20 protein-coding genes and 1 pseudogene are annotated in these 18,917 nt (G+C 59.7%); 10 read left to right on the top strand and 11 right to left on the bottom strand.

Translation table 11 applies throughout. The annotated features are described in order from the left end of the window. The first annotated feature begins 137 nt into the window (after positions 1-137). Entirely contained in the window at positions 138-566 is a 429-nt protein-coding gene (locus tag EKA13_RS06110; RefSeq protein ID WP_065758511.1) for a DUF411 domain-containing protein, read from the top strand. Between the two features lie 10 nt (positions 567-576). Continuing rightward, a complete protein-coding gene (locus EKA13_RS06105; protein ID WP_065758510.1) occupies positions 577-1,011 on the top strand; it encodes a YqaA family protein in 435 nt (144 codons plus the stop codon). A 13-nt stretch (positions 1,012-1,024) separates the two neighbouring features. Here the strand turns inward: EKA13_RS06105 and EKA13_RS06100 are convergent, their stop codons facing one another. The 3 genes from EKA13_RS06100 to EKA13_RS06090 form a co-directional block, all read right to left on the bottom strand. Then, entirely contained in the window at positions 1,025-1,606 is a 582-nt protein-coding gene (locus EKA13_RS06100) for a DinB family protein (protein WP_065758509.1), read from the bottom strand. A 10-nt stretch (positions 1,607-1,616) separates the two neighbouring features. After that, positions 1,617-2,735, bottom strand: coding sequence for a cell division protein ZapE (zapE, locus tag EKA13_RS06095; RefSeq protein ID WP_065758508.1), 1,119 nt, complete (start codon positions 2,733-2,735; stop codon positions 1,617-1,619). A 78-nt stretch (positions 2,736-2,813) separates the two neighbouring features. Beyond that, positions 2,814-3,140: a hypothetical protein gene (locus EKA13_RS06090; RefSeq protein ID WP_065758507.1), complete on the bottom strand. Its 327-nt coding sequence runs from the start codon at positions 3,138-3,140 to the stop codon at positions 2,814-2,816. 153 nt (positions 3,141-3,293) lie between these two features. Here EKA13_RS06090 and EKA13_RS06085 point away from each other — a divergent pair, with 153 nt between their 5' ends. Further along, a complete protein-coding gene (locus EKA13_RS06085; protein ID WP_065758506.1) occupies positions 3,294-3,770 on the top strand; it encodes an LEA/WHy family protein in 477 nt (158 codons plus the stop codon). A 41-nt stretch (positions 3,771-3,811) separates the two neighbouring features. Here EKA13_RS06085 and EKA13_RS06080 read toward each other — a convergent pair whose 3' ends face one another. Further along, positions 3,812-4,066: a hypothetical protein gene (locus EKA13_RS06080; RefSeq protein ID WP_065758505.1), complete on the bottom strand. Its 255-nt coding sequence runs from the start codon at positions 4,064-4,066 to the stop codon at positions 3,812-3,814. Positions 4,067-4,194: 128 nt separating this feature from the next. On the opposite strand from EKA13_RS06080, the gene EKA13_RS06075 reads away from it, so the two are divergent. After that, positions 4,195-4,515, top strand: coding sequence for an ElaB/YgaM/YqjD family protein (locus tag EKA13_RS06075; protein ID WP_065758504.1), 321 nt, complete (start codon positions 4,195-4,197; stop codon positions 4,513-4,515). Between the two features lie 27 nt (positions 4,516-4,542). Here the strand turns inward: EKA13_RS06075 and EKA13_RS06070 are convergent, their stop codons facing one another. Continuing rightward, entirely contained in the window at positions 4,543-5,175 is a 633-nt protein-coding gene (locus tag EKA13_RS06070) for a response regulator transcription factor (RefSeq protein ID WP_065758503.1), read from the bottom strand. A gap of 13 nt (positions 5,176-5,188) precedes the next feature. After that, on the bottom strand, positions 5,189-6,979 hold the full coding sequence (locus tag EKA13_RS06065) for a PAS domain S-box protein (RefSeq protein ID WP_065758502.1): 1,791 nt from the start codon (positions 6,977-6,979) through the stop codon (positions 5,189-5,191). 192 nt (positions 6,980-7,171) lie between these two features. Here EKA13_RS06065 and EKA13_RS06060 point away from each other — a divergent pair, with 192 nt between their 5' ends. Beyond that, positions 7,172-8,794, top strand: coding sequence for an acyl-CoA synthetase (locus EKA13_RS06060; protein ID WP_065758501.1), 1,623 nt, complete (start codon positions 7,172-7,174; stop codon positions 8,792-8,794). Between the two features lie 32 nt (positions 8,795-8,826). Next, a complete protein-coding gene (locus tag EKA13_RS06055; RefSeq protein WP_065758500.1) occupies positions 8,827-10,596 on the top strand; it encodes an acyl-CoA dehydrogenase C-terminal domain-containing protein in 1,770 nt (589 codons plus the stop codon). A gap of 121 nt (positions 10,597-10,717) precedes the next feature. On the opposite strand, the gene EKA13_RS06050 is transcribed toward EKA13_RS06055, so the two are convergent. Continuing rightward, positions 10,718-12,037, bottom strand: a complete 1,320-nt coding sequence (locus EKA13_RS06050; protein WP_065758499.1) for a Na+/H+ antiporter family protein — start codon at positions 12,035-12,037, stop codon at positions 10,718-10,720. 254 nt (positions 12,038-12,291) lie between these two features. Between EKA13_RS06050 and EKA13_RS28775 the strand changes: the two are divergent. After that, positions 12,292-13,581 (top strand): annotated as a pseudogene (locus EKA13_RS28775) (methyl-accepting chemotaxis protein); the annotation flags it as partial. A 102-nt stretch (positions 13,582-13,683) separates the two neighbouring features. Beyond that, positions 13,684-14,439, top strand: coding sequence for a methyl-accepting chemotaxis protein (locus EKA13_RS28770; RefSeq protein ID WP_371917235.1), 756 nt, complete (start codon positions 13,684-13,686; stop codon positions 14,437-14,439). Positions 14,440-14,469: 30 nt separating this feature from the next. On the opposite strand, the gene EKA13_RS06040 is transcribed toward EKA13_RS28770, so the two are convergent. The 4 genes from EKA13_RS06040 to EKA13_RS06025 are packed head-to-tail and all read right to left on the bottom strand — an operon-like array spanning position 14,470 to position 17,091. After that, the gene (locus EKA13_RS06040; protein ID WP_065758497.1) at positions 14,470-15,804 is read right to left on the bottom strand and encodes an ATP-binding protein; all 1,335 of its coding nucleotides are present in this window, start codon (positions 15,802-15,804) and stop codon (positions 14,470-14,472) included. Continuing rightward, the gene (locus EKA13_RS06035; protein ID WP_065758496.1) at positions 15,801-16,469 is read right to left on the bottom strand and encodes a response regulator transcription factor; all 669 of its coding nucleotides are present in this window, start codon (positions 16,467-16,469) and stop codon (positions 15,801-15,803) included. The genes EKA13_RS06040 and EKA13_RS06035 overlap by 4 nt, the downstream gene beginning before the upstream one ends. Then, the gene (locus EKA13_RS06030; protein WP_065758495.1) at positions 16,469-16,783 is read right to left on the bottom strand and encodes a PepSY domain-containing protein; all 315 of its coding nucleotides are present in this window, start codon (positions 16,781-16,783) and stop codon (positions 16,469-16,471) included. The genes EKA13_RS06035 and EKA13_RS06030 overlap by 1 nt, the downstream gene beginning before the upstream one ends. Beyond that, positions 16,783-17,091, bottom strand: a complete 309-nt coding sequence (locus EKA13_RS06025; protein ID WP_065758494.1) for a PepSY domain-containing protein — start codon at positions 17,089-17,091, stop codon at positions 16,783-16,785. Before EKA13_RS06025 ends, EKA13_RS06030 begins: the two co-directional genes overlap by 1 nt. A gap of 155 nt (positions 17,092-17,246) precedes the next feature. On the opposite strand from EKA13_RS06025, the gene EKA13_RS06020 reads away from it, so the two are divergent. Then, positions 17,247-18,329 (top strand): hypothetical protein, encoded by a 1,083-nt coding sequence (locus tag EKA13_RS06020; protein WP_065758493.1) that lies wholly within the window; start codon positions 17,247-17,249, stop codon positions 18,327-18,329. A 50-nt stretch (positions 18,330-18,379) separates the two neighbouring features. Next, entirely contained in the window at positions 18,380-18,736 is a 357-nt protein-coding gene (queD, locus tag EKA13_RS06015) for a 6-carboxytetrahydropterin synthase QueD (RefSeq protein ID WP_083199754.1), read from the top strand. Positions 18,737-18,917 lie beyond the last annotated feature (181 nt).

Genomic DNA, 18,917 nt, shown 5'->3' with positions numbered 1-18,917 from the left:
CCGCTTCGCCACACCGGGGGATGAGCCAGCGGCAACAGGCCACGCTGCACCTGAACGCCAATTCCGCTATTCTGCCGGCTAACCGCTGGGCACTCGAACACACGTGACACACCAGCGTCTGGATCTGGAGATTAACCATGCTGACCAAGAAAATCGCCCTGTTTGGCCTGCTGGCCTTCAGCACCCTGACTCAAGCCGGCCAGACCATTGATGTCTACCGCGACCCCAACTGCGGTTGCTGCAAGGAATGGATCAGCCACCTGCGTGACAACGGTTTCACGGTCAATGACCATGTCGAGCCGAACATGAGCGCGGTCAAGGAACGCCTGGGCGTTGCCCCCCGCCTGGCCTCATGTCACACCGGTGTGATCGACGGCAAGTTCGTCGAGGGCCACGTACCCGCCGAACAGGTCAAACTGCTGGCCAAGCGCTCCGACCTGAAAGGCCTGGCCGTCCCAGGCATGCCAATGGGGTCACCCGGCATGGAAATGGGAGACCACAAAGACGCCTACCAAGTCATCGGCCTGACCAAGGACGGCACTGACGAAGTGATCGCCACGTACTGATCGCGTGTTCATGCTCAGCCACTGGGGGCTGTTTCTCAGTGCTTTTGCGGCAGCGACGCTGCTGCCCATGCAGTCCGAAGCCGTATTGGTGGGTTTGCTGATTGGCGAGCCCGATGCGGTGCTCAGCCTGCTACTGATTGCCACACTCGGTAATGTGCTGGGTTCGATCGTCAACTGGTTGCTGGGCCGCGGTATCGAACAGCTACGCGACAAACGCTGGTTTCCGTTCAAACCCGAGCAACTGGACAAGGCCCAGCAGCGCTACCAACGTTACGGTCAATGGTCACTGTTGCTGAGCTGGATGCCGGTGATCGGCGACCCGCTAACCCTGATTGCCGGGGTAATGCGTGAGCCGTTCTGGCGCTTCCTGTTACTCGTCAGTGTGGCCAAGGGTGGTCGCTACCTGATACTTGCGCTGCTCACCCTTGGCTGGATACACCGTTGATACTGGCACGGCACTAGCCCCAGATCTGCTCCTCTGTCCAGCCCAGTTCGGCAAAGTCCTGAGCCCTTAGCTCAGACTCCTGCGCACAGAAAAACTCATCGAGTTGCGGTGGCGGCACTTCGGTTTCGGCAAGCATCGCGTGCACCTGGCCACGGTGGTGGATCTGGTGCTGAAACAGGTGCGCCAGCAGACGCAAGCGCTGCTCACACTGCACACGGTCAGGCCGCACGATACTGACTTCACGCTGCAATTGATGATCGTGCAACTGGCTGCAGTAGGCGATCAGCCGATGATCGACCTGCGCCTGCTCGCGCTGCAACTGGTCACAGCCCTCAAACGCCTCCAGTGGCTCGAAGAGCCCTTCTGCCTCGATGTCCGGCGGCTCACCACGGTGCTCACGCTCCAAGGCCTGAAGGTAGAACGTGTCGACCTGCAGAATGTGCTCAAGCGTTGCCTTGATCGATGGAAAAAAACCGCAGCGTGGCGCGACGAAATCATCCTGAGTCAATTGCTGACAGGCTTTGTACAAGCGGTGATTGGCCCAGGCATTGTTGTAGGCCATGGTCAGCAGGTGGTGCGACAGTGGCTCGGCCATGATCGGCTCCTCAACAGAAGCGTTGCAGTTGCATCTCCCGCAAGCGACTCAACGTACGCCGGAACGGGAACTCGAGATACCCTTGAGTGTAGAGCGCTTCCAGCGGTACCTGCGCCTCCAGGTACAACGCCACCCGACGGTCGTAACATTCATCGACCAATGCAATGAAACGCCGCACACCATCATCCTGCACCGATAACTGTGGCAACTCGCGATCACCTGCAGCAACCCGCTCAACCCCGTCCTCAGTGCCCCGGGCAATTTTTGCCGGGCGCTGAGCCGCGCCGAGGGCAGGCACCTCGCCAAGCAGAATCGCCTGGAAACGGTCGCACAAGGCCATGAACTCCGGCGCGGCCATCGGCTGCTCGCACAGGTCGGCGTAGCGACACCAGAGCACCTGGTCGCTGCGTTGCACTACCTGCACGCTGCGGTGCTCTACACGCAGGGGTTCGGCTGACCATTGGGCATCACCACAAAGGCTCGCAAACACCGCCCCCAGTACACTGCTCTCGCCAGGCTGGCGCACCCAATAGCGCTGTTTAGCCACCCCAGGGTGCAGGCGGTGATCCTGCCCGCCGTCCACAGCGACGACCTGCATATGCTGCTCGATCGCCGCGATGGCCGGCAGAAAGCGCTCACGGTTGAAGCCATCGTGGTAGAGCTGCTGCGGTGGCTGGTTAGAGGTGGCAACGATGACCACCCCCTCATCGAACAGCACCTGGAACAGTCCACCCAGAATGATCGCATCACCAATATCGTTAACGAACAACTCGTCGAAGCAGAGCACCCGGATCTCGTCAGCCAAGGCGCGTGCCAGGGCCCGTAGCGGATCAGCCGTACCGTTGAGCTGGAACAGCCGCTGGTGAACCCAACGCATGAAGTGGTGAAAATGCTGGCGCCGTGCCGGCTGCTTCAGGCTGCGATGAAACTGGTCCATCAGCCAGGTTTTGCCACGCCCCACCGGCCCCCACAGGTAGACGCCACGTGCTGACGCACCCTGTTCTACAGCGTCGAAACAGGCTTGCAGGGCTGTCGCCGCCTGCAGTTGGGCTGCATCGGCGACAAAGCCGTTACAGGCGACCGCCTGTTGGTAGAACTGCAACGGTGAAGCTTCGCTGAAGCCAGACATCAGGAGCGTCTCAGGCAAAACGCCAAGCCTACCGCCGTGCAGTGCCTGAGCGCCAGCCTTCCCCTGCCCTCAGTGCAGTTACGGTACACGTCTGGAGTCGCGTGGCGGACGCGAAGGCTCCAGATTCGGCACCTGCTGTTCCCGGCGCAGGTTATCGCCATTACCGATGCCCCGGTTTTCCAGGGTCGGCGGGCGCGGATTGGGTTGGGTAGACGGGCCAGGAACTGGCGGCATGGCCGGCACGCTACCTTGTCGACTGTTCGGGTTGGCTCTGCGGATCGGGCTGTTATAAGGGTTATCGGGTTGCGCAGCCAGGTACAACGGAGCAGCCGGTTGCGCCTGCGCGGTTGCCGCCAGCAACAGACTCAAGCCAAGCAACTGCACGCCTAGCCATGATGTGTTCATCGAATCACCTCCACAACGCGTTGCGCCCAATCGTTGGATAGCTCGGAACACTACAGGTTCAGCGACAAACCTGTGGTTTGCTGCTCACATCGGCTACCACCACCCCGGTGTATTTGCCACACTGAGCCTGTGCCCTATTACCGAGGACTGCCCATGTTCCGTACCTTGCGTCAAACCTTGAGCGTGCTGCTGATCCTGGCCTTGAGCGCGTGCGCGCTGTTTCAGGGGCGTGACCCGGTAAACATCAGCGTCATCGGTATCGAACCGCTACCGGGACAAGAGCTTGAACTGCGCATGGCCGTCAAGCTGCGTATCCAGAACCCAAACGAAACGCCTATCAACTACAACGGCATTGCCCTGAACCTTGAGGTCAATGGTCAACCACTGGCAGCCGGTGTCAGTAATCAGCGCGGCAGCGTTGCTCGCTACAGCGAGGACATACTGGTGGTACCGGTAAGCATCACCGCCTTTTCCATGCTGCGCCAGGCGTATGGATTAGGTCAGGCGCGCAGCCTCGATGGCCTGCCGTATGAGTTACGCGGCAAACTGGCCAGCGGGCCACAGGGTACCGTGCGCTTTACCAACCGCGGGCGCCTGAACCTGCCAGAACCCACAAGCAGTGTCTGGTAGCCGCAGGCTTTGCAAGGTTGTAGAGACGGCTGTCACCAATGTCAGCGTGATGCAGCCATCAGCTTGTTGACTTCACTGCGCACCATGTTGGCGTATTCGGGCGGCGACATGCCGTCCAGCTCCGTACGCACCCACTCGGCCCACTTGCCCTTGCGGCGTGGCTTTTCGCCGATCAGTCGTGCAGCCTCGCCCTTGGCTTTGCCCAGGCTGGTCTGCCAGAGTTCGAACAGCCGGGACTTCTCGTCTTCGATCTGTGCCCGTTCGGCAAAACTCTTGTTGGCCAGATTGAAACTCATGAGGACTTCCTACCGCTTGAAAATGGGCGTTATCTTACACTGTAGCCGCTGGCGTCGGCCAAACCGCTGCAACTTTCCGCGACGCCAGCATCCATCGATCAATGTTCACCAAAATAGAGGAAGCGTTCATGGCCAGGAAAATCACTGTGCAAGCCGATACCGAGCAGATCAAGGATCAGGCCTTCAGTGAGCTGCAGGCGCTGATTGAAGAGTCGGAAAGGCTGCTGAGAGACAGCGCCACGCTGGTTGGCGAAGAGGCCGAGACCTTGCGAACCCAGGTCGGCCAGAAACTCAAGCAGGCGCGCCATGCGATGAACGCTGTCGGTGAGCGTGCGAAACCGGTCGTCGAAGCGACTGAAACCTACATCGGTGGCCACCCTTGGCAGACCGTAGCGATTTCGGCCGGGGTCGGCCTGATCGTCGGCCTGCTGCTGGGACGTCGCGGTTAACGCCTGCAAGCAACAACTGCGCGACCGTCAGGGCCCGCGCAGTTGCAGCGGGTCGACCTGTGCACAGGCAATCGCCATGCCCACCAACTCCGGCAGGTGTTCGGCCTGCATGCGCTTCATGACCCGAGAGCGGTACAAGTCGACCGTCTTCACACTGACAGCCAACTGCTCAGCAATTTCCCGGTTGGTAAACCCTTGCACCAACGGCAGGAACACATCACGTTCACGCGGGGTAAGGCTGTCAATGCGTGCCTGCACCGCATCACGCTGACTGCTGCCAGCCTGCGCCCGGTGAGAGCGCCCCAGGGCATCTTGAACGCTGTCCAGCAACAACTGATCGTTATAGGGCTTTTCGATAAAATCACAGGCCCCGGCCTTGAAGGCTCGTACCACGATCGGCACATCGGCATGACCGCTGAGAAAGATGATGGGCAAATCAAGCCCACGCGCCCGCAATGCTTCCTGCACGCTTAGCCCGCCCATACCTGGCATTCGCACATCAAGCAGCACACACGCTGGCAGACACGCGTCACAGGCATCCAGAAAGGCCTGGCCACTGGTGAACGGCAATGCCTGAAGGCCCACCGACTCCAACAGCCAGACCGTGGAATCGAGCATGCCCTGATCGTCATCGACCACGTAAACCTTCGGTTCCTGCATCAAGACCTCTTGTTCAGACAGTAGCTGCCGGCGCCAGCCGACAACACAGAATCAATCCGCCGCCATCGCCCGGACTGGCCTGCAGCGTTCCACCAAAACCCTCGACGATACTGCGGCTCATGCTCAAACCCAAGCCAAGCCCCTCCGGCTTGCTGGTATTGAACGGGGTGAAGATACCGTCGAGCCGCTCTGCAGCCACACCCGGCCCCTGGTCGCACACCCGGATCGTCAACCACCCTGCCTCTAGCACAGCACTCAGCAGCACACGAGAAGGCCGCCCGGGCTGTTGCTCGCGGTTAGCCTCGAACGCATTGCGCAGCAGATTGAGCAAGACCTGCTCAAGGAGGATGCGGTCGGCGTAAACCGGCGGCAGATTGTGCGCCATACGCTGGTCGATCGTCACCTGTGCTTGATTGGCTTCCCACGCACACAGGCGCACGGCTTCACGGGCAACCTCGGCGATATGCAAGGCTTGCAGGCGGCGCGGCTCCTTGCGCAAAAAGGCACGCAGGCGCTTGATCACTTCAGCCGCATGAGTGGCCTGTTCATTGATCCGCTGCAAGCCCTGGGCTACACGCTGCACAGCCTTGGGGTCGTGCTCCAGTGTCTGCAGATAGCGCTGACTGGCACTGGCGTAATTCACCACGGCGGCCAGCGGCTGGTTGATCTCATGGGCGATCCCCGACGCCAGCTCACCCAGGGTGACCAAGCGCGCAGTATGCGCCAGTTCGTCCTGATGTCGACGCTGCTGAGCTTCGCGCAGTTCGCGCTCCGTCATGTCCCGCGCCACCAGCGAGTAATAGCGCTCACCGCCGTTGGCACGATGAGCCAACAGTACCAGCGACACCGGAAACAGGCTGCCGCCGCCGCAAGGCTTGAAGGTCGCTTCGCACTGCCAGACGCCCTCGTGTTCGGCCTGTTGCCAACCTTCAGCATCCAGGCGCTGCACGGCCTCATCATCGAGCACATCACGAAGGCCCGGTGCCGCCTGCTGTTCAACCAGCCCCAGTGCACGCCGTGCCGAACGATTGAGGTAGGTGAGTTGCCCCGCCGGGTCGGTAAACAACACCAGATCCGTGTTGGCTTCTACCACCTCGGCCAGTCGTCGCAAGTTCTCCTGAGCCTCAACACGAAGGGTAATCTCACGGGAAACACTGATCACTTCCACCACCGCGCCGGTGTAGGTTTCCCGGATCGCCCGGCTGGCAATCTCAAACCATCGATAATGGCCATCCCGGTGGCGAACACGACAGGTCATGGTCTGATAACCATCCTGCTCCAGTGCCTCGCCAGCCTGGGGTAGCGACTGCAAGCAGTCATGAGGATGAAACAGGCTCTGCACGGCGACACCACGCAGCTCTTCAGGCCAGTAACCGAGCAAACGGTAGGATGCCGGCGACGCATCAAGGAAACACCCGTCGGGCGTGTGACGAGAAATCAGGTCGGTAGTGTTCTCGGTAATCAGCCGATAGAGCCGTCGAGCCTGGCTGGCATCGCGCACGCTCTGGCGCTCGGCGGTCGCGTCACGGCAGCGGGCGATCACCTGACGGCAATCATCTGAAGGGATCAGCGTCCATAGCAGAATACGCTCGCCAACCTGCGCTTCTACCTCGGCAATAGCCCGATCCTGAAACAGGCAGGCCTGGATCAAGGCGGCGTAGTTGGAGGGCAGCACCGTCGCCGGGGAGCGCCCCAGGGCCAGCGCCTCAAACGCCGGATTAGCGCTGAGCAGCCGCGCCGCTGCATCGAGTATGAGCGTAGGCTGCGGGTCCTTGGCAAACAAGGCAGTCGTCGATAGCGTCAAGAATAGGTCCGTTTTTTATAGTATAAGTACCATATTGCTATAGTCTAGCTTCCATATACTATGGCGTTTCGAGTAAAAAATGCGACACCCAGCGGGCCACGATCTCGCTGTAGAAACCTGATCAGAGCTAACAATCAGCCAACGGGGGTTTCAGTTCGCCAAGCGCGGCTGCCTCCTGCACAGGACACTGTCATGTCGATCTACGAACAAGGCCTCGCGCCCGCCTCTGTCAATCACACTGCCCTTACTCCCCTGAGTTTCATCGAGCGCACGGCCGCTGTCTATGGGCAATATCCTGCCGTCATCCATGGCTCGATCCGCCGTAACTGGCAAGACACGTATGCCCGGTGCCGACGCCTTGCCAGCGCTCTGGCCGGCCGTGGCATCGGAAAAGGCGACACCGTTGCCGTCATGCTGCCCAACATTCCGGCAATGCTGGAGGCACACTTCGGCGTGCCAATGATCGGCGCCGTACTGAACACCCTTAACGTGCGCCTGGATTACGAGGCCATCGCGTTCATGCTTGAGCATGGCGAAGCCAAGGTACTGATCACCGACCGCGAGTTCCACTCGGTGATCACCGCAGCACTGGCCCTGCTGAAGAACCCACCCCTGGTCATTGACGTAGATGACCCGGAGTATGGCGAAGGCTGTGCGGTCAGTACGCTGGATTACGAGGCCTTCCTCGCTGAAGGCGACCCGGACTACGACTGGGCCTGGCCGGAAGACGAATGGCAGGCCATCTCGCTCAACTACACATCCGGTACTACCGGCAACCCCAAGGGCGTGGTTTACCACCATCGGGGCGCCTACCTGAACTCGCTGGGCAACCAGATCACCTGGGCAATGGGCAACCACCCGGTCTACCTCTGGACCCTGCCGATGTTCCACTGCAACGGTTGGTGCTATCCGTGGATCGTCACTGCACTGGCCGGCACCCATGTATTCCTGCGCCGGGTAGACCCACAGAAAATCCTGACCATGATTCGCGAGCATCAGGTCACTCACCTGTGCGGTGCCCCCATTGTGCTCAACGCACTGATCAACATGCCCGACACGGCCAAAGCCGCCATTGACCACCCCGTCAATGCCATGGTTGCCGGCGCTGCGCCACCGGCCAAGGTGATTGGCGCGGTCGAGGAAATGGGCATCAAGGTGACCCACGTCTACGGCCTGACTGAAGTGTATGGCCCGGTCACCGTGTGTGCCTGGCATAGCGAGTGGGACGAAAAACCACTGTATGAGCGCGCCCGCATCAAGTCACGCCAGGGCGTTCGCTACGTCACGCTTGAAGGCCTGATGGTCGCCGACCCACAAACCCTGGAGCCTGTACCGCGCGATGGCAACACCATCGGCGAGATCTTCATGCGCGGTAACACCGTCATGAAAGGCTACCTGAAAAACCCGACTGCCACTGCAGAAGCGTTCCGTGGCGACTGGTTCCACACTGGCGACCTCGCCGTCTGGCACCCGGACGGCTATGTCGAAATCAAGGACCGGTTGAAAGACATCATTATCTCGGGCGGCGAAAACATCTCGACCATCGAGGTTGAAGACACGCTGTACCGCCACCCATCGGTACTTGAAGCCGCGGTGGTCGCTCGTCCCGATGAAAAATGGGGTGAAACCCCGTGCGCCTACATCACGCTGAAAGGCCACTGCCAGGACACCACAGAAGACGAGATCATCGCCTTCTGCCGCGAGCACCTGGCCGGTTTCAAATTGCCGAAGACGGTGATTTTCAGTGAGCTGCCAAAGACCTCAACCGGCAAGATTCAAAAGTACTTGCTGCGTGACTGGGCAAAAGCGCTCTGATCCCTATCCACCCGATTTCTGCGAGACCCGCGATGCCTGAGTTCAATGCACCACTGCGCGACATGCGCTTCGTCCTTCATGAGGTTTTCCAGGGCCCTGCCCTCTGGGCCCGCCTGCCAGCACTGGCCGGCGCGGTCGATGCAGAGACTGCCGATGCGATCCTTGAGGAGGCGGCGAAGATTACCGGCCAGTTGATTGCCCCGCTCAACCGCAGTGGCGATGAAGAGGGTGTCGGCTTCGAGGCAGGCGCTGTGACCACACCGCAAGGCTTCAAGGAAGCCTGGCAGACCTACCGCGACGGCGGCTGGGTAGGCCTGGCCGGGAACCCGGCGTATGGCGGCATGGGCATGCCAAAGATGCTGGCCGTGCAGTTTGAGGAAATGCTGTATGCCGCCAACTGCAGTTTCAGCCTTTACTCGGCCTTGAGTGCCGGTTGCTGCCTGGCCATTGACGCTCACGCCAGCGAAGCCCTGAAAGCCACCTACCTGCCGCCGCTCTACAGCGGCGAATGGGCTGGCACCATGTGCCTGACCGAGCCTCACGCCGGCACTGACCTGGGCATCATCCGCAGCAAGGCTGAACCTCAGGCCGATGGCAGCTACGCCATCAGCGGCACCAAGATCTTCATCACCGGTGGCGATCAGGATCTGACCGAGAATATCGTTCACCTGGTACTGGCCAAGTTGCCCGATGCCCCGGCTGGGCCAAAAGGCATCTCACTGTTCCTGGTGCCCAAACGCCTGGTTAACGCGGATGGCAGCCTGGGTGCAACCAACGCCGTCAGTTGTGGCTCGGTAGAGCACAAGATGGGCATCAAGGCCTCCGCGACCTGCGTCATGAACTTCGACGGCGCGATTGGTTACCTGGTCGGTGAAGAAAACCGTGGCCTGGCCGCCATGTTCACCATGATGAATTACGAGCGTCTGTCCATCGGTATCCAGGGCATCGGCTGCGCCGAAGCCTCATACCAGAATGCCGCCACCTACGCCCGCGACCGCCTGCAAAGCCGCGCCGCCGGGGGCCCGCAGGCGAAAGACAAGATTGCCGACCCGATCATCGTTCACCCTGATGTACGGCGCATGCTGCTGACCATGCGCGCACTGACCGAAGGTGGTCGCGCCTTCGCCACCTACGTCGGCCAGCAACTGGACATCAGCAAATACGGTGAAAACGCGGCCGAGTGTGATTCTGCACAGCGCCTGGTCGCACTGCTGACCCCCGTAGCCAAAGCGTTCTTCACCGACACTGGCCTGGAAAGCTGCGTGCTGGGCCAACAAGTGTTTGGTGGGCACGGCTATATCCGCGAGTGGGGCCAGGAACAGCTGGTACGTGATGTGCGGATCGCACAAATCTACGAGGGTACCAACGGCATCCAGGCACTGGACCTGCTCGGTCGCAAGGTAGTTGCCGATGGCGGCCAGTCGCTGGCGATCTTCGCCCGGGAAATCCGCGCCTTCTGCGAAACCGCAGCACCGTTCAGCGAGCCATTGCTGCAAGCCTTGGCCCAACTGGAAAGTACCAGCCAGTGGCTTTGCCAGCAGGCCGTCAAGGACCCGAATGCGGTGGGTGCTGCTTCGGTTGAATACCTGCATATGTTTGGCTATGTAGCCTACGCCTACATGTGGTCGCGAATGGCAGCCACCGCACACGAGAACCGTGCGCAGGATCCTGCCTTCTATCAGGCCAAGCTCGCCACCGCAGCGTTCTACTTTGAACGCCTGCTGCCACGCGTGCTCTCGCTGCACGCCAGCATTCGCGCTGGCAGCACGACGCTCTACACGCTGTCCGCCGAGCAGTTCTAAGGCGGGCCACCAACGGGGCCTTGGTGCGCAGGTACCAAGGCCCCGTTGTCTTGTCTGAAAGAGACGTCCATTTGATTGCCCGCTGTATCACGCGCAAAAATGATGGTCCGTCGCGTTCGACCTACAGCACCATGGCCGCCACCCAGCCAAAGGCCAACAGCGGCAAATTGTAGTGAATAAAGGTTGGAACCACCGTGTCCCAGATATGGTGATGCTGACCATCGACGTTCAACCCTGAGGTTGGCCCCAGGGTCGAATCCGACGCCGGCGAACCGGCATCACCCAGCGCGCCAGCGGTGCCAACAATGCACACGGTAGCCACAGGATCGAAGCCCAACTGCACGCACAGAGGGACGAAGATCGCAGCCAGGATCGGTACGGTGGAAAACGACGAGCCGATGCCCATGGTGACCAGCAGCCCAACCAGCAGCATCAGCAATGCACCGACCCCTTTGCTGTGATTGATCCAGACTGCCGATGCCTCGACCAGTGTTTTCACCTCGCCTGTGGCCTTCATTACCTCGGCAAAACCCGACGCCGCAATCATGATGAAACCAATCATGGCCATCATTTTCATGCCTTCGGTAAACAGGCCGTCAGTCTCCTTCCAGCGGACAATGCCCGACAGCGAGAAAATCAGGAAACCGGCCATGGCACCGATGATCATTGAGTCCAGCCATAGCTGGATAATGAACGCGGCAGCGATGGCACAGCCGGCTACCAGCAGTGTCAGCGGGTTGTAACGTACTGCGACCTGCTCGACCTGCTCGATCTTTTCCAGGTCATAGGCGCGTTTTTTTCGATAGCTGAAGAACGCCGCCAGCAACAGGCCAAAAAGCATGCCCGCCGCCGGAATGGCCATGGCATGGGTCACGTTGACGCCACTCACATCCACACCGCTGCGGCTGACATTCGCCAACAGAATTTCATTAAGGAAAATGTTGCCGAAACCAACAGGCAGGAACATGTAGGGCGTGATCAAGCCAAAGGTCATGACGCAGGCCACCAACCGACGATCAATCGACAACCGGGTCAGCACATACAACAGTGGCGGCACCAGCAGTGGAATAAACGCGATATGGATCGGCAGAATGTTCTGCGAAGAAATGGCCACCACCAGTAGCAGTGAAATCAGCAGCCATTTGACCTTGCCGCCTTCCTTGCCACGCTGTTGATCGAACATTGCCAGCGCCCTGTCTGCCAGTGCGTGCGCCAACCCCGACTTGGCAATGGCCACGGCAAAGGCACCGAGCAATGCATAGGACAGTGCTACCGTTGCACCACCGCCCAGGCCACCGTTGAACGCCTTCAAGGTGCCCTCGATACCAAGACCACCTGCCAGCCCGCCGGCCAAGGCACCGATGATCAGCGCAATCACCACATGCACGCGGGACAGGCTCAATATCAGCATGATGCCGACCCCGGCAATTACTGCATTCATTCCAGAGACCTCTTGAAAACCAGACAAAAAGCGTGCGCTTCGGCAACGGGATGGCCCGGCCGAACGAATTAGTATTTTTATGGAGGGCGCACACTCTGAAGCAGACACCCCGCCTTGTCAAAGCAGGGGCCCCGAACGGGGTCGCCTGAACATCCGAAAATGACGCTTTTCAATTGAGCGTTTAAATAAAGAAACAGTATTGGCGGCCGTTACAGTCGATAGCCTCAATCATTTTTGATTCAAAGGACTTCGCCATGTCGCTCAGACAACTTTCCATTCAATGGAAAATCACCCTGCTGGCCGGACTTTGCCTCGCGAGCATTGTCACCCTGCTGGTAGGACTTTCGTTGTACCGCATGGAACACAACTCCGACCTGGTCAAGGCCAGCAGCATGCAGATGCTGACTGAAGCTGCCCAGGCTCGCATCGAGTCTCAGGGCGAAGTCCAGGCCTCAAGCATCCGTCGTCAATTCATGGACGCCTACCAGTACGGTGCCGGTTTCGCCCGCCAGGTCCTGTTCCTGCGCGAGCAGTCCGAAAAGCGCTTCCTGGATGCGTTCGACCTGCGTGAAGACATGACCCGCCAAGTGCGCTCGGCATTGCAGGCAAACCCCGAACTGCTGGGCCTGTCGCTCGTCTTCGACCCCAATGCACTGGATAACAAAGACGCGCTGTTCATTGGCCAGAAGGACTTGGGCAGTAACGAAACAGGTCGTTTTGCGCTGTACTGGTCACAGCCAACACCAGGCAATCTGGTGTCCATGGCATTGCCCGAACATGACATCAACGACACCAGCGTCGGCCCGAGCGGGGAACCCGCCAACACCTGGTTCGCCTGCCCACGCAGCACTCGCCAACCGTGCGTGGTTGAACCGTACTTTTATGAGATCAACGGTCAACAGGTGCTGATGACCAGCATCGTCTACCCGCTGATCGTGGCCGACAAGGTCGTTGCCTCTCTCTCAGTCGACATCAATCTCAACAGCCTGCAAGGGCTCAGCCAGCAAGCCAGCCGCAGCCTGTATGAAGGCCGTACCCAGGTCGGGATCCTCAGCCCTGTCGGCCTGTTGGCAGGCTACAGCCCTGACGCGAGCAAACTGGCCCAGCGCTTTGAACAGGTCGACAGCGCCAACGGCGCCGAACTGGTTCGCCTGCTGGCCGATACCAGCGCCATGCACAGCATCCACCACAACAACCGCTTGAAGGTACTGGCATCGTTTGCCCCCATCCCAGGCGCCAAGTCATGGGGCGTATTACTGGATGTGCCTGAAAGCGCACTGACAGGCCCGGCCGAAGCACTTAAAGCGGAGCTGGATCAACGCAACACCAGCGGCACCTTGATCGAGCTGGGGCTTGGCCTGCTGGCGGCACTGGTGGGCCTGCTACTCGTCTGGTTGATGGCCCGCAGCGTCACCCGCCCTATCCTCGGTGTTGCAGCGATGCTCAAGGACATTGCCAGTGGCGAAGGCGACCTGACCCGCCGCCTGAACTACGACAAACGTGATGAGCTGGGTGAGTTGGCCGGCTGGTTCAACCGTTTCCTGGACAAGTTGCAGCCGACCATTGCAGAGGTCAAACAGTCGGTTCAGGCAGCCCGTAATACTGCCGACCAGTCTTCGGCGATTGCCAGCCAGACCAGTGCCGGCATGGAACAGCAGTACCGCCAGGTCGACCAGGTGGCTACCGCCTCCCACGAGATGAGTGCCACCGCGCAGGACGTCGCTCGCAGCGCGGCACAAGCCGCTCAAGCGGCCCGCGAGGCGGATCAGGCCACCCGCCAGGGCCTGGCAGTTATCGACCTGACAACCAGCAGCATCGACACCCTGGCGGCCGATATGAGCTCCGCCATGCGTCAAGTCGAAGGCCTGGCCGAAAACAGTGAAAAGATTGGTTCGGTGCTGGAAGTGATTCGCTCGATCGCCGAGCAGACCAACCTGCTGGCCCTGAACGCGGCCATCGAGGCGGCCCGAGCGGGTGAAGCCGGTCGCGGCTTCGCCGTTGTCGCCGATGAAGTACGCAACCTGGCGCGACGCACGCAGGAGTCGGTCGAAGAAACCCGTCAGGTCATCGAGCAGCTCCAGGCCGGTACGCATGACGTGGTGGGCGCGATGGACAGCAGCCACCGCCAGGCCCAGGGCAGCGTCGAACACGTCAGCCAAGCCGTCATCGCCCTGCGCCAGATCGGTGATGCCGTCACGGTCATCACCGACATGAACCTGCAGATTGCCAGCGCGGCCGAGGAGCAAAGTGCGGTGGCCGAAGAAATCAACAACAACGTCGCAACCATTCGCGACGTTACCGAATCGTTGGCCGGTCAGGCCAATGAGTCGGCGCGGGTCAGCCAGTCACTCAACAGCCTGGCCAACCAGCAGCAAGGCCTGATGGATCAATTCCGAGTGTGACAACCAAACCCCATAGCGGCTACCCAGCCGCTATGGGGCCGCCTGCCGCTTGCCTTGGCGCGGCAACTCAATACTGACACGCAATCCGCCCATGGGACTGTCCTGCAAGCTCATGCGCCCGCCCCAGGCGTCGACGATATCGCGCACAATGCCCAACCCCAGGCCATGACCATCGACCTGCTCGTCCAACCGAGCACCGCGGTTTAACACCTCGTCACGCAAATGTTCCGCGATACCCGGGCCATCGTCGTCGACCCACAGCACATAACCCTCAGCACACTCCTGAATAGTGACGCACACCTCTGCGAAAGCCCACTTGCAGGCGTTGTCCAGAAGGTTGCCGAGGAGCTCCAACAAGTCTTCACGGTCCCAGGGCAAGAGCAGGCCCGGCGCCGAGACATGGTTAAGGATAAGCGCCTGGCCATGAATCATGTTCAAGGTTGAAAGCAGCCCCGGCAGTTCGGCATCACAATCGAACTGAGCCCCTGGCAAGGCATCACCCGCCAACCTCGCACGGTTCAGTTCCCGCCCCAACCGTTGCTGAATCTGCTCAAGTTGCTCACGCAACTGTTCACGGATTTCGGGGTGATCGTTGAGCTTCTCGCTGGAGGCCAGGCTGAGCAACACCGCGAGGGGCGTCTTGAGCGCATGCCCAAGGTTTCCCAAGGCATTTCGTGAGCGCCTGAGGCTGTCTTCAGTGTGGGCCAGCAGGTGGTTGATCTGCGCAACCAGAGGCTCCAGCTCTGTCGGCACTTGCGTATCGAGCTGAGAGCGCTTGCCCTGCTGGAGCTGGGCAATCTGTTCGCGCGTACGCTCCAGAGGTCGCAGGGATCGGGTAACGGTTATTCGCTGAAGTATCAGGACCAGCAACAGGGCTATCAGCCCCATTCCCAAGCCGATCTGCTGCATGCGCCGAAAGCCATCGCGTACGGGGGTATAGTCTTGCGCCACGCTGATGGAAATCAGTTGGCCCAGGCGTCGATAGTCTGCCCGCAGTACCAGCAGCTGCTGCCCCTCAGGGCCAAGCTGAAGCCCCGCGTGCAAGCCTGGGGTTTTCGGCATGGGCATGTCCATGTCCCACAGGGACCGGGACCGCCAACTGCCGCCCTCGAAATCAACGCGGAAGTAATAGCCGGAAAATGGCCGTTTGTATGCAGAGGATACCCGTCGCTCATCCAGCTCCAGGCCGGACTGGCCGCGCCCCAATGCAACCAGAAGGTTCTCACTCTCTTTGCGCAACCCGGTTTCCAGGTAGCGTTGCAGCCCGACCTCGAACAACCACAAACTCAACTGAGCCAGCACCAACCCCACGACGACTAACACGCCAACCAGGCCGAGACTCAAACGTGCCTGAATCGACTTCACTGCCCCACTCCACCGAAGCGGTAGCCTTGGCCACGGCGGGTTTCGATCACACTGCGACCGAGCTTGCGACGCAGGTGATTGACATGAACCTCCAGAACATTGGAGTCGCGCTCGGTTTCACCATCGTAGAGGTGCTCAGCCAGGTGGCTCTTCGAAAGGATCTGCTGAGGGTGCAGCATAAAGTAGCGTAACAACCGAAACTCAGCCGCAGTCAGTTGCACGTCTTCACCATTGCGCGTCACGCACTGGCGACCTTCATCCAGGTGCAAACCCGCCGACTCCAGCTTTGGCTGGTTGGCCAGGCCACGCGCACGACGCAACAACGACTGAATGCGCAGTTGCAGTTCTTCGGGGTGAAAAGGCTTGGTCAGGTAATCATCGGCTCCAGCCTTGAGCCCTTCAATACGCTCAGCCCAGGAATCGCGGGCCGTCAGGATCAGAACAGGCGTAGCCAGCCCGCCGGAACGCCACTGTGCCAGAACCTCAAGCCCAGGCAGCCCGGGTAGGCCAAGGTCCAGAATGATCGCGTCATAGGGCTCGCTCGCGCCTTGATACACCGCATCACGCCCGTCAGCCAGCCAATCGACTGCGTAGCCCTGACGCTGTAGACCCGCAGTCAGCTCATCGGCCAGCGGAACATTGTCCTCGACCAGTAGCAAACGCATCAGTCGTCTTCCTCATCTTTGAGCAGCGCACCGGAGGCCGCATCGAGTTTGATTTCACGCACGACACCTTCGGTGGTCAGCAATTCCACTTCATAGACATACTGGCTGTGTTTCTCCTCCAGCTCGGCCTCCAACAGCCTCGCCCCGGGATGTCGGCCCAGGGCTTGTTGCATCAACTGCTCGAGCGGCAGGATGACGCCCTGCTGACGTAAATGCAGGGCTTCATCCTGATCAAGGTCACGGGCCAGCACTTGCGCACAGTACGCTGAAAGTATGAGCAGCAGCGCCAAGCCCGTTCGAGAAACGTGTTTCATCACTTGTCCTGATGGTCCTTGAGGACTGCACCGGTAGTTGCATCCAGGTCCACATCCCACTCTACGTTCTGGGCATCACGCAGTTCGACCTTATAGATGTAACGGCCGTAGGCGTCTTCGAGTTCGGTGTCCGTCACTGTTGCGCCTGGGTGCTTGGCCAAGGCGGCAGCGTTGAGCTTCTCGAAGGACTGAATCTTGTTCTCCTGAACCAGCTTCATCGCTTGGTCCGGCCCCAGGTCTTTCGCCATGGCAATGTTGGCGGTCAGGGCAAGGGCAGCGGTGGCGAACAGGGCAGTCAACGTTTTCATAGTGCATCTCCATAAAGGTTAATCTTGTCCACGGGGAGCAGAATAACGAACTGGACTTAATTCAAACTGAAAATGGCTGGCCCCATGATAGCGCAGCACTACCCCGCTAATGCCTGGCGTTCTCTATAATCAGCGCCTCTGACTGCGAGGTCCGTATGAGTGCGATCCATATCAAGTATCCGGCGCTAACCTTCAAAGCAGGCACGCAAGCCTTTGCCAGGTTACGTCAGCGCCCCTTGCAGGCAGCGGATGTGGGCATCGTGCCCGGCGCTGCGGGTGGCCCAAAAGCACTCGGTATTCAGGGCCTTGATCTGGCATTGTTCGGGCAATGGCTACCTTCAGCCCCGCGTGAACGGTCATTGATCGGCGCCTCTATTGGCTCCTGGCGCTTCGCCAGTGCCTGCCTCCCCCAGCCTGCGCAAGCGCTACGCCGTCTAGGGGCGCTGTACACAGCCCTGGACTTTCCAAAAGGTGTAACCCAGGAGGAGGTCAGCCTGAGTTGTCATCGAATGCTTGATGCGCTGCTTGAAGGACGCGATGCGCAGATTCTCGACAATCCGCTCTATCGACTGAACATCATGCTGGTCAAGAGCCATGGCTTGCTCGCGCACGATCAGCGCGCTCGATTGGGCGCAGGGCTATCCGCTGTGATTGCCGACAATTTACTCGGGCGCTCGCGCTTGGCTCGGCATTTTGAACGGATCATCCTCCATGACGCCCGCCTTACTCCGCCTCTACAGCCGCTGAACGACTTTCCGTCACGGTTGCTGCCGCTGAGCACCACCAATCTACGTCAAGCCCTGCTGGCTTCTGGCTCGATTCCAATGGTGATGGAAGGCGTACGCGACATACCAGGTGTCGGCCGCGGGACCTTTCGCGATGGTGGCCTACTCGATTACCACCTCGACTTACCCTACAACGGTGACGACATAGTCCTGTACCCGCACTTCACTGATAAGGTTGTACCTGGCTGGTTCGACAAAGCCCTGCCTTGGCGGCGAGGCAATGCCGAGCATCTGAAAAATGTGCTGTTAGTGGCACCTTCAGCGCAGTACCTGGCCAGCCTGCCATACGGCAAATTACCCGATCGCAGCGATTTCAAACGTTTCATCGGTGATGCGACTGCGCGACAACGCTACTGGCACAAGGCAATGGCTGAAAGCCAACGTCTGGGTGACGAGTTTCTTGAATGGGTAGAAACCGGCAAGCTACATGAGCGTCTGCAACCACTGCACTAGCCTTGGTGTTAAACTGCTCGCCAGCATCGCTTCTAAGAGTTATAGACACCGTGGAAATTTTCAAAGAATTCACGTTCGAATCCGCCCACCGCCTGCCGCACGTACCCGACGGGCATAAGTGCGGGCGCCTGCATGGCCACTCGTTCAAGGTCGCACTGCACCTGACCGGCCCTCTCGATCCTCATACAGGCTGGATCCGCGACTTTTCCGAGATCAAGGCGATCTTCAAGCCGCTCTATGAACAGCTCGACCACAATTACCTGAACGACATCCCTGGCCTGGAGAATCCTACCAGCGAGGTGATTGCCAAGTGGATCTGGGACCAGGTCAAGCCGTTGCTGCCGGAGCTTTCCAAGGTCCGCATTCATGAAACCTGCACCAGCGGCTGCGAGTATTACGGCGACTAAATCGCACGTAGCGAACAGCAAACCACCCGTGATGGGTGGTTTTTTTTGCCCGCAAAAACCGGAAATTTTTCAAAGCCACAAAGACAAAACCCCTACCTGCATGTGCAGATAGGGGTTTCGGAATTTAATCTTGACGATGACCTACTCTCACATGGGGAAACCCCACACTACCATCGGCGAT

The organism is Pseudomonas defluvii, from assembly GCF_001695625.1.
Lineage (GTDB): Bacteria > Pseudomonadota > Gammaproteobacteria > Pseudomonadales > Pseudomonadaceae > Aquipseudomonas > Aquipseudomonas defluvii.
Note: the sequence above shows the minus strand (reverse complement) of the source record. Positions and strands in the feature narration are given on the sequence as shown.